The sequence below is a fragment of the Natrinema sp. HArc-T2 genome, assembly GCF_041821085.1.
Taxonomy (GTDB): Archaea; Halobacteriota; Halobacteria; order Halobacteriales; family Natrialbaceae; genus Natrinema.
The window spans coordinates 48,413-60,294 of the sequence record NZ_JBGUAZ010000012.1 but is presented as its reverse complement, the minus strand read 5'-3'; the positions used below and the strand labels follow the sequence as shown (position 1 = coordinate 60,294).

The window sequence follows — 11,882 nt, the reverse complement described above, 5'->3', positions numbered from 1 at the left end:
CAGGGTCGGCTGTACTTGATCTAAAGAAAACAGCGAGAGTTCCATGGGTCACCTGGCCCGTGGGTGAATCGCGTCCGCTTCCTCCACAATCCATAATTTCAAGTCACTTTGAAACGACGGTATTGGGACGGAAGCCACGTTAATCGCCTCACAAAACCCACGCACTGAAACATGGGAAGACGTGGTGAGTCTGGCTGTGTCGGGCCGTGGTGAAGGGGCCGACCTTCACGGACACAACGCGGGTGTTCGGGTGTTACTGCTTCCACACGAGCCTCACCGCGAGTGCGGAGGGAATTAAAGACCGGTGCGTCGGCAGTGCTGGACAAAACACGGACGCCACGGGTCACCCGACCCGTGGTACTTCACTTGCTTGGTCGGGGCTACGAGTTGGCGCTCTGGAGCATAGTTTATGAGTCCTTCCGAGGCCAACTTCAGGATGTGGACATGAGATAACGAGATGCGAATCTCTGTTAGTACGTCCTCAGACACCTCTGTAAGTGGCGTCTGATGATTGTGCTTGAGGACGGCCTCCGTGAGGTCTCTGAGCGTTAATGGCCGCTTTTCTTCTGCGAGTACCCCCAGGACGATCCGACGATGTTGGCACAGGTCAAGTACCGAATCAAAGCCGATGGAATCCTTATTCATTAAATTACCGTAGACGACCGACGGAAATCACGCCGATTTTTTCATACACGAACCATTTTTAAGCGGCTGATCAAGGTCTGGCTGTAAGGGAGGAGAGCGTACTCCCGAGGACGTGCTTGATTCCCCTCGGAGGCGGGAGCCGACGGCCTGCTGTGAGATACCGAGTTCCTTGCCGAGGGTTTCCAACGTGACCTCGCGGGGCGACTCGAAGTACCCACGCTCGTAGGCAAGCACCAGCGCCTCTTGCTGGGTGTCAGTGAGTACGGCTTCGGTTCCCGTCTCAACCGGTGTGAGCGCGTGCAACTTCGTCAACGTGACCGGGATATCCAGCTCTCGATAGCGTCGCTGAAAGGCAGCAATGTCGCTTCGATCATCCCCACGGATCTCGAACGTCCACAGTTGGTTTGTGCCGGTGGCCTCGATCAGTGGAACCTCTGTCTCCGCCAGGACGGTTAGCACGTCGTCGTAGTCCAGCGCCCACTCGACGCGTAACAGGTACTCGTCCTCGACAGAGTCCACGAGCCGAATGTCCTTCACGCCCGGGTGCTCAGTGAACGCACTCTCGATGTCCTCGATTTCGGTTCCCCGCACCCAAAAATAGGGAATCACCACGCTCTGTGCGGGAATAAATCTCTCCAGCGTGACCGTCACGTTCGGCAGTTGGTGGAACACTGTCCCTAAGGGGAACTGGTCTGACGGAACCGTGAACGTCGCCTCGGTAGCCATATCCGAATTGATGCAGTCTGCCGGGAAAGGACTGCTGCCAGGATGACCTCTCTGATGAGTTATTCGAAGTACTGTCCTGACTGATACGTGTGTCTTCTGTACTTACCGCGAGTTTCGCAAGGTGTCCTGAATAAAGGAACCATGCTACGGTCTACTTCGAGATAGGTTTCTCTACCCCACGAGCAGGTGAGGGGCAGTCGGAGTTACTCATTGCCCCTCGTGAACACCATGACTCTCAGAGAGATCTACCAGACAACGTTCGACGAAGACATCCTGCCCGACTCGAGCGCCAGTCCGTGTCCCAAATGCAACGGACGGGTGACCACCAACGCAGTCGAAACTCGTTGTGAAGACTGTGGACTCCTTCTCGAACCGCAACAATACCAAGCCCAGAAAAGAGTCAATCCCACTTAGATAGAATGCCATTGAGAAAAAGTACACAAGCATTGGAACAAGATATTTACTGGAGTAACAACACAGATTTGGATAATGCCAGAATGTGATGGCTGTGGCTCTCATGTCACAGAGAACTACTACCGGGTTTTTGCTGTTGATGGTGATCTGCCAGCGTGTATTCATTGTGCCAGCAACCGTGAAGCTCGAGAAGCAGGACTCCGCCAGCAATAGCGTCTCAGTAATCTCATTTCCAGATCGTCTCTATCGAACTGGACCTGATCAAGACGTGAGACCATACAACCCACTACCCAATCAATGACTGATCGCGATTCTAACTTTGAAGAGCTTCGTCCGACCGGCGAAGCGTCGCATATCCCAGACGAGACACTCAGGGAAGATGATGACGGTGAGCCTGATCGACAGCGAGTTGCGACGGCGACAGCTGGATATCCAGACACTCCAACGGAAACAGACACCGAGTGTCGGTCCTGTGGCGCACCGACCCCAGCTGACCGGACCAAATGCCTGTTCTGTCTCACCAACAATCTCGAGGACTGCTCTTCTGAGACAGACGCACCAGCAACAGAGTGGACACTCCTCGGCGTCGTCCACATGCTTGTTGAGTCGTCTACGTTCTACGGCGCCGTCGCGAAAGGCGCGGCCGCTGCGACACTCCTTGCCTCGAATGCGACCGAACAGGCTGTCGACGACTGCACGATCATCTACGATCTCGAGGACGAGCCCGCAGCCCAATTGACCGATCGGTGGCCTGTACTACCCGCTGCAGTACGGATCTCGTCCACTGACGGTGAGCAGCTTTTCGCAGCGGCCCATGATCGAACAGCGTGGACTGTCCAATCAGCGGTGGAGAGCGACTGCGAACCAACAACCTATCTCTACGACGAGGGGGGATCCGGCATTCGCGATGAGCAGCGACTTGCGACGCTGCTCGACAATGTCGGTGATCATGCGTGGCTAGTTCCTGCAATTGCCCTCCAGCAGGCACCTCAAGAACGTGAACCTGAGCATCAAGATAGTGGCATTCCGACCAAAGAACGCCTCGAGTGTCACCAGTGCGGACGCACAACCGATCATCGATTCAGCGAGCATGAATCGGCTCCCGACGAAACCTGGACCGGCCACGCAATCTGGGAGTGCCAGGTCTGCGGGACGCCGCGCTATGGGCCGAGCCCAGAATGACTTGCTCCGCGTCAGGGCTTAACCAACAGACGGCGATGGTGCAGCGTGGCTGTTGGTTAACAGAACGGTCGCCCGTGCTATCGTGTCATGTTTGTCTGCGCCGCGATCGGCTGAGGCGCATTCAATGGACCCACGCAACACACCAGGATACAGACTGCATCGTGCACTCAGCCAACTCAATGATCTCGAGGGCGATCAGCTGAGTGACGCAGACAGAGAACGAATCGAGACAGCAACAGCACTCCTTGAAGAAGTGAGTCATCTCACTCGACCAGAGCGTGGTGAACCTACTGATACCCACAGTAACTCCTAACCGAGCAGGTCATAGAATCGGTCTCGGATCTATTTGGCGCTGTAGTGAACAGTCAGTACAGATGATACAGTTTCCATTGTATCAGTGAACAAAGCCAGCAGTCTGATTGCGAACATTGTATCCGAGAATTGTTTAGTTGTTGTGTCAAATTCATCATTTTTGACAAGAGATGCTGGACAGCTGTCCCCTTTGTTGAATACACTTGATGTAGACGATAGCGTATGGAAGACGAACCTAAAACACACATCGACAATCCGGAACAACTCTGCGAGACAATAGCTGAAATTGTAGATGTGCTTGAAGAGAGCGAAACGATTGGAGAAGAGCAAGCATCTAAATTACGATCCAAGATCTACCGCTCGATAGACACTACTAAAGAATAGGTCAAATAAATTGCTCACTTCAATACTGACACGTACAGTCAGACATCTGTCCTCCATATAGGGTACCGCTCAGTTCGCACATCTACTTACCGGCTGATTCAATAAAAGAGAGTTGAAAGAAATCGTTCACGAGTCTTCTATGATGTGCACCCTAACCAGCAACTCCACTTGAGGCAGGGGTGCAAGTTTCCGAAGGCACTTACTGTCTTTTCGAAGCTATCGACGAGTCGAGCAACTTGATGCCCGCTGTCGATGCTACTACCGATACGGATCACTCTACTCCGTGAGACAGACGCGTTGCACCGTGATTTTGTGCGCCGGTAATGGCTGCCGGCGCACTGAGTAAGAACAGACGAGTACTGACCAGAGCGTCGGCACAGTGAGGTATCCCAGATGCATATGATCATTTACGCACTAGTAGAGGCATCGACAGCAGACGAGGCACTGTCAACCGGAAAGACCGTGTTCGACCGACTGGTTGGCGCAGAGCCGGACTCCTGTGCAGTGTTCGACTACTACGTCACCTTCGACGAAGAGGAGACGACAGTGGCTGGAAAAGCACGGTGGGGCGACCTGCCGACAGCTGCACCCGTTACATCCGACGAAGGTGAAGAACTCCTCGAGCGGGCCTGGGAGACCACAACGGAAACGTTCCAACGAAATCTGAATCGGGTGAAGCAAGCACTCGAAGAACGCAGCGACGACGAGATCATGCGCGACGAGGGCCTTGCTCGGCACGCCTTCCAGCAGGTTGGTGCTTCCCGTGGCCCGTCGATCTGCTTGTATGATCAGCACGCAACTGGGATCCGCCATCGCAGACACCTCGATCGCCTCCTCGAGGACACTGACGAGAGCGAGACGTGCTGGATCGTGCTGGCAGACGTCCATTTCTGAGTACTCATGCCCCGAATCACCAACTGGACGCGAGAGAGTCGAACACCCACGCTGGCATATCGAAACACGGAGACTGGAGCACGAGCCATCCTGCATCGTGCCCCGGACTCCTACGCGTACAAGTGGCGGGCAGCGATCCTCGTCGATGGCTATCCAGTGTGGTCGCGCGGCTTCGAGACGAAGGAGGCGACCAGCTTTCGGGATACACTTCGGGATCGTCCAGCTCCCGAACTCGCTTGTCCGGAGTGTCCGAACGACGACGTCATCGTCGGCCAGAAATCTGCCACTGGTGCAAAGGTCCAGCGATGGTTCGACTGTCCTGACTGTGGCTACGAAGCCCCCTCGCAAATCGTCTATGGCGCAGAACGCTAGCAGCAGTTGAGAGCGCAAGGGCTCTGTTGAAATCCTATTTTCTCGATACTTTTCTTGCCAGAATAGTCGTTAGGAAGGTGGGGGACTGATAGTTAGAGAAATTACCAGTTTCGATGGATATTATGCGGGCGTGCTGCATACACAGCGCAAATACAGCAGATTTAGCATTGAGAAACTAACCCGTGATAGGTTAGCTGAGCAAATTGTGAAGCCTCGTTTTACCGGGCCATACCCATATAATCAGATAGATCACGATGACAGTGATGACTGCGGTGGAACCGATAAAGAGCGCACCCAAGAGAGCAGGTGAGTAAAGGAACAACCCTGGAGGCGTATCGCCTCCACATTTATTCAATATGTCGAAAATAATGGCTGGAATAGCGAGAACAGTCGTGGGGAAAATAATCAATACGCCGAATGTCTCCAATGCCCATACTGGTGTAGACGTGAGAAAAGCGAGACCAACTAAAAACAGCCAACTCATACCCGACAGTGCCGGTAAATACCACCATTTGTCCGTGTAAGTGGCAATAGATTCGAATGATCGGCGAATCTTAAACGGGTCGCTTTCAATACCCATAGTTGATACTTGTAATCACCTATTGTAATGTCTCTGCTCACAAAGATAGATTCCCTCTATACTAATCCCTCTGTATCGGTCACGGCGCTTCTGACGAAAATCAGGGATGTTACGACCTGGTTCGCTCCACCGTCGATCTACATCTACACTGTTCAGAGTGTTTTATCGATATTGTGAGTGAGACAGCCGACAACGAGTTCACGGAACTGCTTCCACCAGTGTCGTGAGCGCACGAATGCCCCATATTTTCGCTTGAGACGGGAGTTCACAGTCTCGTTCTGACTCCGTTGGCCGTAGAGGTCGGCGTCTAGCCGAGCGTTCCACGCCTTGTGAAGTGCCGAAAACTCTCGGTGTTTGATAAGCGGACGAAGGCTCTCTTCACGGGCTAACGCCCGAATCTTCTGGTCGTCGTATCCTTTGTCGCCGAGGAGAATCGTCACCTGATCGGTGTTCCGCTTGATGAGTGACGGTGCGATCTGTGAGTCGTGTTTTCTGGTCGTCGTTACGTGGAGATCAATGATTGCATTCGCTCTCGTATCTACGAGCAGTGTAACTTTCAACTGCTGAATCGTCAATTTTGTTCGCTTCGTGTAATGTTTTGAGGCGTGACTGCGGTCGAACCCGGAAGCGTCGATCCCCACGACACCGTTTGTCGGGAGAAGCGTGATCGAGAGATTGAGCAGAACACGCCAGACTGCCATATCGAGCCGGTTGAACGCTTTACATAACGTCGAAGGTGACGGGAGTTCTTCAAGATCGATGGCATTCCGAATCCGGGGCATCTCGATGAGTTCGTCAAGGAGCGTCCTGTACGTCGTGTTCTTCCGAACTTTGAGACAGAGTAAAACGATGTGCTGGTGGAGTGTGTACCGGCGTTTGGAGAACTTCGATGAGTAGCGAGCGACAGCTCGGCGTGCCAAGTGAAATGCCTGCTCGACGAACCGGAGTAACCGCGACTTCGGGAGGGTTTCCATCCGGTCAGACTACCGGACATATCTGTAACTTCTTGAGGATTTCAACAGAGCCAGCGCAAGCTAATCGTTCAGAGCAATCATGTGTCTCGAGGAGCGGTCGCAGTTCAATTAGTCGTCGTTACTTCGCGTCTTCGATCAACTGTTCGAAATCCCCTACCCTCCTGTACTCATCTCTATGAGCGAGTGCGGCTTGCCTCTTTGGTGTGATTTCGTATAGCCCAGACCGTTCTTTGGGTCCGATCTTGCGTACGAGACCATAATCTGCAAGCACCGGTAGCCGAGTATTGATGTTCTGCCGACTCTTCCCCGTGTGCGCTGCAAGATTCGTCGCAACGTTGCGTCCCCTCTCATCGAGCGCCTCGAGGATCAAGAAGTCTGTTGGGCGTCGAAGTCTCATTATCGCCATTCCCCATCCATTGTTGGTGATCATTATCGCGATTTTATATTAATAATGGCCATTCGGTGACAGTATCCAAGACAGCTGCTTTCACGACTGAGAAAGATCCTACGAAGATATTCGCTGTTGAACCTAATCAATAGGAAGCAGACGGTCACTACATGAGTAGACATATCAATTGTGTATGATTGAGAAAAGTCATTGAATACCAGAAAATAGTTCACTAATCATAGGATTGTCACCAATGTGAATAGACGTGAGTGTCTCGCGGCAGTATGTAGTACTGGAGTCGTCGCAATGGCGGGGTGTAGCGCAATAAGAGAGGGTGTCATAGAACTCTTGTCACACCGTGATGATCGTACTTCCCGGATTGTCTCCACGCTCGTAGTTGGTGATAGCGACGACGAGGCGAAGGCACAGGGCAAGAAACACCTGCGCTCGTGCGTGGACGCGGCCTCGGGCGTGCGTTCGCCCGAGGCCGCAGTCCTTCACTGATTCGTTGGTTCGTTCGACTCCAGTACGGCGGTTGTACGTCTCATCCAACGTGGACTGCTTTAGCTGAACGTCCTCGCTGTGTTGTTCGATGCGATCTTCGACCCTGTACTCGATGTCTTTCGGGTCGTCAGTGTTTCGCGCGTTGTACGGAGCGACTGGCACGACCCCTGCGGCCAGCAGGTGGTCGTGCCAGTCGAGCATGTCGTAGGCGCTGTCACCGACCATCCAGATCGGCTTGGCGACGGCGAGCGCGTCACGTGTGACGCGCATCGCCGTCTCCTCTGGCGCTTGCTTACTCTCGGTGAACTCGGCTGCAATCGGGATCTTTTGCCCGGTCGAGACGATCGTGCAACCGTAGCCGTAGTAGTACTCGTCGTCGGTTGGATCGTAGCACTTCGACGCGTCTTGATCGGCGGGCATCGCCCTCACGTCGGTTGAATCGATACAGTAGGTTAAGTCGAGCAGGCCGCGCCGGGCGGCCTGCTCGACGAGTCGGTCAAAGACTTCGTCAACGACGTGTTCGAGGTCGGTGAGAAAGCGATCGACCGCGTCTCTCGACGGCGGTCGATCGAACCCACAGCTGAGCCAAACGACCGTGTTTCGAAGCTCTCGCTCAACGGGACGAATGCCGTAGATGTCGTGGTAGTAGCAATGGAGGAAGCCACGCATCAGCTCTGGTGGTTCGTGATCTCGTGTTCGCCCCGTCTCCGCCGGGGCGAACACGTCGAACTCTTCGAGAAACTCGAAGGAGAGATGCTCAAACAACGCTAGCGTCTCGGTTTCCGCGACATTGAAGAACGACTCTACCGAAGGATCATCTTGCAGGGTCGCTGAACTCATCCACCTCAGCGTTCACCCTGCTCTTTGGTGTGCTACTCGTTCTATGACACCCTCCAATAAGAAGTAAACAGACACTCTCCGACCCGACCGTTCGTGCGGACTCGAGCGGACGAAAGACGCTCGTCTTCGCAACCAACAATGGGGAAATCGGGAAATTTGGGATAAATGGCCGTGTTGACTCTGGGGTAATCGATGCACCACTCGAGATTTGGCACCGCGAAGGAACAGCTGTGAATTCCGTCAAGCTCAGAGTGTGGATGCCTGAAGTAGCGACGGAATCTCCCCCAAAGGTCGCTATCGCCTCGCCAGTAGAAGGTGATAGTTCGCCACCGCCCTCAGTGACACTCTACACGCCTGACCGCGCTCTCGGAACCGTTATCGAGGTCTCTGATTTGAATGACCTTGCAGACGAGACTATCAGTATCCTCAATCTGCTCATCAAACCAGTAACAGAAACCGCCACCAAGCTCACTATTCACACCACAATCGAACTCACAAGTAGTGGCGTCCTCGAAAGAGACTACACGCTCAATGGAGAACTCCAGTTAACGTACTCCGAACTCGATAACTGACCGTCAGATTTGCCCGACAGCTTCTGTTGAAATCCTACTAATCCGACACTTCCACTACTGATACTGTCGGACAGAAGTCAGTGAGAAGTCGCTCGCGAAAGCCGGCTGTCTCCAGCGGTGACAGCCGAACCCGAGTGATCGAGCTACAAATAGTTCTGTCCGACAGTATGAACCAGCCGTTAGATGGTTGTTCTGTACGTACCGTAACAAACAGTAATATCTCACTTGTTGAAAGAGCCAGAGAGCAATACCGTTTTTCATGCCCCACTAGGGGCGGAAGCATACCCAATGAGCGATACACCAGAGCAACCTGGAAACTTGAGCGAACTCTCACCAGCCAAGCGGCTCGAAGCACCGAACACGCGACTCATCAACGCCGGAATCGCGACGATCAACGATATGGACACGCTCCGAGCCTGTATCGCCTACGAAAACCAGCACCAACAACGCGTCCCAATTCTCCGCCAACTCGAGAAACGGGCCAGCGAACTCCGTTCGCAGGACAAGGATGACGACTAATTCGACACATCATCTGACATAGTCACTCACCGATAGCGTTCTGTTGAGCATCTTCGGACAGACGCCACAATTCGCTGTGTGTCACTGTCTATGTACTCTTCTCGAGATTCCATCAGGCGCTACAGAGACCGTGGCAGTTAACGCGCCAGCGCCCTCTCCTCTAGTTGATGTCTGATTCCGACTCTGCTCACGAGAGCCCACCGTCGTTGCTCGGTCGACTCCTCTTTGGGAGCGGGCTTGCAGCACTCGCACTCCGCAACCTGACGAATCTTGACGGACGAATCGCCTATGCAGATGCCAAAGGCGTCCCCCTCGCAGACAAACTCGTCCCTGCCTCGAGTGGTCTCCTTCTCGGTGGCGGCCTTGGCATCGGCCTCTGGAAACTTCCCAAGCTATCTGCAGCCAGTGTTGCCGCGTTCTTCATCGGCGTGACTCCAGTCATGCACGATTTCTGGGCCGTCGACGAAGACTCGCGTGACGAAGAACTTACCTCGTTCCTTCAGAATCTGGTACTCCTTGGTGCCGCTATCGCCTTCTTCAAGCGAGCACGTCAGAACTAACAGCACACGATTTTGCCTGGAGTGACCCGTCTCGGGCACCACTCCAACGGTTCCCGAAAGACACTGGCATACACAAGCCGTTAGCAGTCAGTACTGTACCTCCGTCCCCGCTCGGAAACTCGTGAGATCATCGATACGCTCTTCGAGCGCTTCGATTTCCTGTTGCAGTTCCTCGGCTTCTGTCTCCTCGCTGGCGGCAAGCCGGTCCTTCAAGCCCTGAAGGCGTGACTCCTTGACGTCGTCGTCGACCTCTGCCTTGCGAACGTACTCGCTCTCATCGATCTCATAGACATCGGACTCGGTAAGCGTCGTCACCTCGAGTGCTTCGTCGACCTTCTGGCGATCAACACTCATGACGCGCTCGCGGTCGATCCCTTCCGCCTCGAGCATCGAGAGGACGTCTTCGTCATCTTTGAGCGAGCGGTTGCGGCGACTCGTGCGCTGGACGGAGCCGTACTGACCGGCAACAGGACGGTCGTGATGAAGCCGTGAGAGAAGCACGTCGGCGACTTCCTGTCGAAAGTCGTTGGCATCACGCTGGACATCCGATAGCAGTGTGTAGAGATTTACGAGGGTGGCCGTCTCCAAGTCAGGTAGGTCGGTTACGTCGTGGCGCTCGAGTGCATCGATCAGTAGCAGCGCATCCGAGTAGACGTCCAGACCGTCTGGTTCGGTGCGGTCGTCGTTATCGATATCTGGTTCGTGTGCTGCGTCGGCCAGTTGGGTCGTTGTCGGCCCGTCTGTCTCGGCGATCACACCCGCGTCCTCGTCGATCTCGAACCGGGGATGGACGCTCAATACCGCTGGATACGGGTCAGCATCTGGTGGCAGCCGGTCGAGATCGAACCCATCGTGCGCAGTCTGTATCTGATGATAGAGTGTCTCAAACTGATCGCACTGGAGCGGACGCTTCTCGTTTGACTCATCAAACTGGACGATAACGCGGTGTTCCTGGATATCTGTAATGTGGATGCGAGAGTGCGACAACGGTGTGATCAGTGTCGCGTCTGCCGGCAGCTCATCCAGATGCTCGAGAAGCGTGTGCCAACTGACGCTGAATGGCATACAGGGAAGTTACGCGCCGTCCCGACTAAACCTTGCTCTCGACGGGTATCAGAGAACTCTTCTACTGATTTGGTTCACCGACTGCTGCGGTGAATTAGCCGGTAAGTAGATGTGCGAACTGAACAGTTGACTTTCCAAAAACACTTATAGGTCGTATCAGATGAGGGAATATGAAGCGGCGAACCCTTCTTACTACAATCATTACTGGTATGGGTACATTTGCTGGCTGTATGGGCAGCGATAATTCTGACGGGTGGAGTTATCAAGCAGCGTGTGACCGAATGATTATTAATTATTGGAATCTCCCGGATAACGTGAAAAACGAGGTTGATACTGCGTTCGCGGAAGGTGAATATGAAACTAAGGGGAATCTGTACTATGAATTACTAATTGAAGATAAAGACGAGCAATATTTGTTTAAAGATGACAAATATTATATGGCGGATATTGATATAACTAAAGATAAGTCAAATTTAGAATTCAATGAAGTAACGCCAACATTTGACCCTCCAAAATCTATCAGGATACGGAATACAACCGACAATAGTCTTAATTTCACTTTTACAGTTGATTATGAAGCTGGAGGTCGTTTGACAGATGTAGATGGTGAGAGGATACGCGATAGAGGAGTTTCCCTTGGACCAGAGGAAGTATATGAGACTGTTGGGATAGCTGATGAATTCGGCGCCTATGAAGTGACTATCGAATTTGAAGATGGCCGGCGCGAAACAGACCGATTTGTAATTAATAGAGGGACCGGAAGCATTCGAATATCACTATCTGAGGATCAGGTCTCAGTAAGCAGTTATGGTGATGCAGATGATGGACGATGCCCATGGACAGAAAATTAAATCAGCATCTCTACTGAGAATCGGAGATACCCAGTGCTGCTTACTGAATTACCTGTACTTGTCGATTCAGGAGACTTCAATATGGACAGTGTGAACAGTT

13 protein-coding genes and 1 pseudogene are annotated in these 11,882 nt (G+C 53.1%); 8 read left to right on the top strand and 6 right to left on the bottom strand.

What is annotated here, in order from left to right; genetic code table 11:
* Positions 1–715 precede the first annotated feature (715 nt).
* Positions 716–1,371 (bottom strand): annotated as a pseudogene (locus tag ACERI1_RS18085) (helix-turn-helix domain-containing protein).
* 711 nt (positions 1,372–2,082) lie between these two features.
* Here ACERI1_RS18085 and ACERI1_RS18080 point away from each other — a divergent pair.
* The 4 genes from ACERI1_RS18080 (at position 2,083) to ACERI1_RS18065 (ending at position 4,929) form a co-directional block, all read left to right on the top strand.
* Complete coding sequence (locus tag ACERI1_RS18080) at positions 2,083–2,967, top strand: hypothetical protein (RefSeq protein WP_373619857.1); 885 nt, start codon at positions 2,083–2,085, stop codon at positions 2,965–2,967.
* Positions 2,968–3,501: 534 nt separating this feature from the next.
* The gene (locus ACERI1_RS18075) at positions 3,502–3,663 is read left to right on the top strand and encodes a hypothetical protein (RefSeq protein ID WP_169319060.1); all 162 of its coding nucleotides are present in this window, start codon (positions 3,502–3,504) and stop codon (positions 3,661–3,663) included.
* 393 nt (positions 3,664–4,056) lie between these two features.
* The gene (locus tag ACERI1_RS18070) at positions 4,057–4,557 is read left to right on the top strand and encodes a hypothetical protein (protein ID WP_373619856.1); all 501 of its coding nucleotides are present in this window, start codon (positions 4,057–4,059) and stop codon (positions 4,555–4,557) included.
* Between the two features lie 6 nt (positions 4,558–4,563).
* Positions 4,564–4,929: a hypothetical protein gene (locus ACERI1_RS18065; RefSeq protein ID WP_373619855.1), complete on the top strand. Its 366-nt coding sequence runs from the start codon at positions 4,564–4,566 to the stop codon at positions 4,927–4,929.
* A gap of 190 nt (positions 4,930–5,119) precedes the next feature.
* Here ACERI1_RS18065 and ACERI1_RS18060 read toward each other — a convergent pair whose 3' ends face one another.
* The 4 genes from ACERI1_RS18060 to ACERI1_RS18045 form a co-directional block, all read right to left on the bottom strand.
* Positions 5,120–5,509: a hypothetical protein gene (locus ACERI1_RS18060; protein WP_373619854.1), complete on the bottom strand. Its 390-nt coding sequence runs from the start codon at positions 5,507–5,509 to the stop codon at positions 5,120–5,122.
* A 152-nt stretch (positions 5,510–5,661) separates the two neighbouring features.
* Positions 5,662–6,483 carry an IS5 family transposase gene (locus ACERI1_RS18055; protein WP_373619853.1) on the bottom strand — a complete coding sequence of 274 codons (822 nt, stop codon included), beginning with the start codon at positions 6,481–6,483 and terminating at the stop codon, positions 5,662–5,664.
* Positions 6,484–6,601: 118 nt separating this feature from the next.
* Complete coding sequence (locus ACERI1_RS18050) at positions 6,602–6,880, bottom strand: winged helix-turn-helix transcriptional regulator (RefSeq protein WP_373619858.1); 279 nt, start codon at positions 6,878–6,880, stop codon at positions 6,602–6,604.
* Between the two features lie 342 nt (positions 6,881–7,222).
* Complete coding sequence (locus ACERI1_RS18045; protein ID WP_373619852.1) at positions 7,223–8,215, bottom strand: transposase; 993 nt, start codon at positions 8,213–8,215, stop codon at positions 7,223–7,225.
* Positions 8,216–8,472: 257 nt separating this feature from the next.
* On the opposite strand from ACERI1_RS18045, the gene ACERI1_RS18040 reads away from it, so the two are divergent.
* The 3 genes from ACERI1_RS18040 to ACERI1_RS18030 all read left to right on the top strand — a co-directional run bounded on the left by ACERI1_RS18040 (position 8,473) and on the right by ACERI1_RS18030 (position 9,866).
* Entirely contained in the window at positions 8,473–8,787 is a 315-nt protein-coding gene (locus tag ACERI1_RS18040; protein WP_373619851.1) for a hypothetical protein, read from the top strand.
* 288 nt (positions 8,788–9,075) lie between these two features.
* Positions 9,076–9,306, top strand: coding sequence for a hypothetical protein (locus tag ACERI1_RS18035; RefSeq protein ID WP_373619850.1), 231 nt, complete (start codon positions 9,076–9,078; stop codon positions 9,304–9,306).
* Positions 9,307–9,473: 167 nt separating this feature from the next.
* Entirely contained in the window at positions 9,474–9,866 is a 393-nt protein-coding gene (locus tag ACERI1_RS18030; RefSeq protein WP_373619848.1) for a DoxX family protein, read from the top strand.
* 87 nt (positions 9,867–9,953) lie between these two features.
* Here ACERI1_RS18030 and ACERI1_RS18025 read toward each other — a convergent pair whose 3' ends face one another.
* On the bottom strand, positions 9,954–10,931 hold the full coding sequence (locus ACERI1_RS18025) for a hypothetical protein (protein WP_373619847.1): 978 nt from the start codon (positions 10,929–10,931) through the stop codon (positions 9,954–9,956).
* A 170-nt stretch (positions 10,932–11,101) separates the two neighbouring features.
* Between ACERI1_RS18025 and ACERI1_RS18020 the strand changes: the two genes are divergently transcribed.
* Positions 11,102–11,782 carry a hypothetical protein gene (locus ACERI1_RS18020; RefSeq protein ID WP_373619846.1) on the top strand — a complete coding sequence of 227 codons (681 nt, stop codon included), beginning with the start codon at positions 11,102–11,104 and terminating at the stop codon, positions 11,780–11,782.
* Positions 11,783–11,882: the final 100 nt, after the last annotated feature.

Bases quoted from the DNA above. Each gene is read 5' to 3' on its own strand.
- ACERI1_RS18080 (WP_373619857.1), top strand. From the start codon at position 2,083: ATGACTGATCGCGATTCTAACTTTGAAGAGCTTCGTCCGACCGGCGAA.
- ACERI1_RS18075 (WP_169319060.1), top strand. From the start codon at position 3,502: ATGGAAGACGAACCTAAAACACACATCGACAATCCGGAACAACTCTGC.
- ACERI1_RS18070 (WP_373619856.1), top strand. From the start codon at position 4,057: ATGCATATGATCATTTACGCACTAGTAGAGGCATCGACAGCAGACGAG.
- ACERI1_RS18065 (WP_373619855.1), top strand. From the start codon at position 4,564: ATGCCCCGAATCACCAACTGGACGCGAGAGAGTCGAACACCCACGCTG.
- ACERI1_RS18060 (WP_373619854.1), bottom strand. From the start codon at position 5,509: ATGGGTATTGAAAGCGACCCGTTTAAGATTCGCCGATCATTCGAATCT.
- ACERI1_RS18055 (WP_373619853.1), bottom strand. From the start codon at position 6,483: ATGGAAACCCTCCCGAAGTCGCGGTTACTCCGGTTCGTCGAGCAGGCA.
- ACERI1_RS18050 (WP_373619858.1), bottom strand. From the start codon at position 6,880: ATGAGACTTCGACGCCCAACAGACTTCTTGATCCTCGAGGCGCTCGAT.
- ACERI1_RS18045 (WP_373619852.1), bottom strand. From the start codon at position 8,215: ATGAGTTCAGCGACCCTGCAAGATGATCCTTCGGTAGAGTCGTTCTTC.
- ACERI1_RS18040 (WP_373619851.1), top strand. From the start codon at position 8,473: ATGCCTGAAGTAGCGACGGAATCTCCCCCAAAGGTCGCTATCGCCTCG.
- ACERI1_RS18035 (WP_373619850.1), top strand. From the start codon at position 9,076: ATGAGCGATACACCAGAGCAACCTGGAAACTTGAGCGAACTCTCACCA.
- ACERI1_RS18030 (WP_373619848.1), top strand. From the start codon at position 9,474: ATGTCTGATTCCGACTCTGCTCACGAGAGCCCACCGTCGTTGCTCGGT.
- ACERI1_RS18025 (WP_373619847.1), bottom strand. From the start codon at position 10,931: ATGCCATTCAGCGTCAGTTGGCACACGCTTCTCGAGCATCTGGATGAG.
- ACERI1_RS18020 (WP_373619846.1), top strand. From the start codon at position 11,102: ATGAAGCGGCGAACCCTTCTTACTACAATCATTACTGGTATGGGTACA.